Here is a 3,255-nt window from a genome sequence, read left to right as displayed (position 1 = left end):
GACTACGACCGAATCCACTCGGAATTGCTAACATCTGTCTCTGCCAAAAGTTTGTTTAACTTTAAGCCGTAACTGATGGTTATACGAGACCGTTGTGCATAATGCAAAAAATCGTGCTAAAATTGAACATTTGAACTAAAAAAGCCAACCGCACAAACAGCACATTTATTTTTTTTGCCAACGCGAAATGCCAACGCTAAAAAAATAAAAGAGCTGTTTTTCGCCAACGCTCGAAAAAAATGATACATTAGGAAAATGCAAACCGAAGAAGAAATCCTAAAAATAAAAAAAGTAAAAAACACCGCAGTCAGAACTGTGGTTTTACGACATCTTTTGAGCCAAGAAAAAGCACAATCGTTGAAAGATATTGAAAACGCATTGGCATATACGGACAGAAGTTCGATTTTCAGAACGCTGAAAACATTTGAAGAAAACAAAGTCATCCACAGCATTGAAGATGGTTCTGGAATGACCAAATATGCGGTTTGTGCCAAAGGCTGTAACTGCGACCCAAAGGATTTGCACTATCATTTTTATTGCACAAACTGCGATAAAACATTCTGCCTTTTTGATGTTCCTATTCCCAAAATTCAACTTCCCGAAAACTTCAAACTACAACAAGCAAATATGGTCGTAAAAGGTCTATGCGATAACTGTAACAAGTAATCTTTGCAATCGAGTTGCAGTAAAAGGAATTTACATTTGCACTATTCTTAAAAACAGAATTAGCAGATGACAAAAGCATTTTTAACTTCATTTTTCTTCGTTATATCATTTATTTCTTTCGCACAGAACAGCGACATTTCTATTTTCATTACAGATTCGGAAACCAACGAACCATTACTTGGAGCAACAGTTTATTTCGAGGAGCTTGAAAAAGGAGCGGTAACAAATTTTGACGGAATTGCCACATTTACGGAAATCCCTAACGGCAACCAAACCATAAAAATTTCATACGTAGGTTTCAAAACCATAGAAACAACTATTGTAGTCGGCACAAAAAAAACGTTCACTTTCAAACTTGAATCTGGAGGAAATGAATTGGACGAAGTAGTCATACAATCTTCAAGAAGTACACGAACTGTTAGAAAAATTCCAACTCGAATTGAATTTATCGGAGCGGAGGAATTAAGCGAAAAAGCAGTAATGAACCCAACCAATATTTCAATGGTACTTCGAGAAAGTACAGGAATACAGATGCAACAAACTTCGTTAAGTAGCGGAAATACCAACATTAGAATTCAAGGTCTCGATGGACGCTATACACAACTTTTGAGAGATGGATTTCCACTTTATGGCGGTTTTTCCAGCGGTTTGAGTATTTTACAAATTCCGCCATTGGACTTAAAACAATTTGAAATAATAAAAGGAAGTTCATCAACGATTTATGGTGGTGGAGCGATTGCAGGTTTGATAAATATGGTTTCCAAAACACCAGACGAAGAACCTGCTTTGGATATTATGTTGACACAAACCCAAGCTCTGGGAAGTACAGCAAATGTATTTTACAGCAAACGGAATGAAAAATTTGGTGTTTCACTTTATGGTTCAGGTCATTATCAAAAAGCGTATGACCCAGAAGATGATGACTTTAGTAACTTGCCAAAAACAACTTCGATTTCATTCAACCCAAAGTTCTTTTATTATCCATCGGAAAAAACAACATTTTGGTTTGGCTTAAACGGAACGTATGACGACAGAATTGGTGGCGACATCACAAAAATTGAAAGTGGCGAAAATGGCGTCCATCAATATACCGAAGAAAACGTATCGAAAAGATTGAGCAGTCAAGCGGTTTACGAAACTCAAATAGATTCCGTCAGTTCATTAACTATCAAAAATAGTATCTCGTTCTTCGACAGAGAACTGACCATTCCCGATTTTACATTTGACGGTAAACAAACCAATACATTCACGGAAATAAACTATCAAAAGTCAGCCAATAAAACTGATTGGATTTTTGGTGCAAACCTATATACTTCTGATTTTGATGAAAATGATAATGCAACTTTGCAACGCGACCAAACGGATATAACTTATGGAGCATTTGTAAATAACATTTATGACATTTCGGATAATTGGATTTTGGAAACAGGATTCAGAACAGATTACAATACCGATTTTGGCTTTTTCCCGCTTCCACGAGTTTCATTGCTATACAAAAACGATAGCGGATTTTCCAGCAGAATTGGTGGTGGTTTAGGTTACAAAATTCCTGATATTTTTACAGAAGAGGCGGAATTTATCAATTTTGAAAATGTACTTGGTATTGATAAATCTTCACTAAATGCGGAACGTTCTTACGGTGTAAATCTTGACTTCAACTATCAAACACGTTTATTTGAAACAATTGGTTTTTCTATTAATCAACTGTTTTATGTAACTGCGATTAATGATGCATTACTGTTAAATTCAACTGATAATGGATTTTTCCAATTTGAGAATGCAACAGATGAAATTTTGAGCAAAGGTGCTGAAACAAACATCAAGTTTACCTATAAAGATTTTCGTTGGTTCTTGAATTATGCACTCATTGACACAAAATTGAATTATTTGGCTGGAAATCCACAAAAACCGCTAACTGCAAAACACAACGCAGGAAGTGTTTTGATGTACGAATCTGAAAAATGGCGAATCGGTTATGAAACGTTTTACACAGGAAAACAATTTTTGTCCAATGGAACTGAAACAACCGACTTCATAACAATGGGTTTTGTGGCAATGCGAAATTTTAAATGGGGAACAACGTTTGTGAATTTTGAAAACTTTACGGACAGAAGACAAAGCAGGTTCTCGCCTTTAGTTTTGCCACCACACGACAATCCAGAATTTCCCGAAATTTATGCACCAACAGACGGTTTTATATTTAGCGTTGGAGTAATAATCAAACCTTTTGGAAACGAAGATGACGACTAAAATGAACAAAACGATATTTAAAATCAATCAAATGGATTGTCCTTCCGAGGAAAATCTTATACGAATGAAATTGGACGGAATTCAAGAAATCAAAAATCTCGATTTTGACATTCCCAACCGAAAATTGACCGTTTTTCACGATGGTCATAACGACCAAATTGAAAAGTCAATTATCGAATTAAAATTAGGCGGAAAGAAAATTTCGACCGAAGAAACCAACAAAAAAGATTTTGTAGAAAACACCAACCAAAAAAAGTTACTTTGGTCTGTACTTACCATAAATTTTGCCTTTTTCATAATCGAAATGACAACTGGATTAATCTCAAAATCGATGGGATT

Annotated in this window: 2 protein-coding genes and 1 pseudogene; all 3 read left to right on the top strand. The window is 35.5% G+C overall.

Annotated features, from left to right (window positions below; translation table 11 throughout):
- Positions 1 to 255 precede the first annotated feature (255 nt).
- Positions 256 to 666 carry a Fur family transcriptional regulator gene (locus tag J4050_RS15005; RefSeq protein ID WP_034647249.1) on the top strand — a complete coding sequence of 137 codons (411 nt, stop codon included), beginning with the start codon at positions 256 to 258 and terminating at the stop codon, positions 664 to 666.
- 66 nt (positions 667 to 732) lie between these two features.
- Entirely contained in the window at positions 733 to 2,916 is a 2,184-nt protein-coding gene (locus J4050_RS15000; RefSeq protein WP_208155432.1) for a TonB-dependent receptor, read from the top strand.
- 1 nt (position 2,917) lies between these two features.
- A pseudogene (locus tag J4050_RS14995) lies at positions 2,918 to 3,255 on the top strand (cation transporter); the annotation flags it as partial.

The organism is Winogradskyella pelagia (assembly GCF_017581965.1).
In the GTDB taxonomy this organism is placed as follows: Bacteria; Bacteroidota; Bacteroidia; order Flavobacteriales; family Flavobacteriaceae; genus Winogradskyella; species Winogradskyella pelagia.
The sequence above is the reverse complement of the archived record's forward strand: the minus strand, read 5'-3'. Positions and strand labels throughout refer to the sequence as shown.

What these genes read in the sequence shown, in the direction of transcription:
- J4050_RS15005 (WP_034647249.1), top strand. Translation starts at nt 256, where the DNA reads ATGCAAACCGAAGAAGAAATCCTAAAAATAAAAAAAGTAAAAAACACC.
- J4050_RS15000 (WP_208155432.1), top strand. Translation starts at nt 733, where the DNA reads ATGACAAAAGCATTTTTAACTTCATTTTTCTTCGTTATATCATTTATT.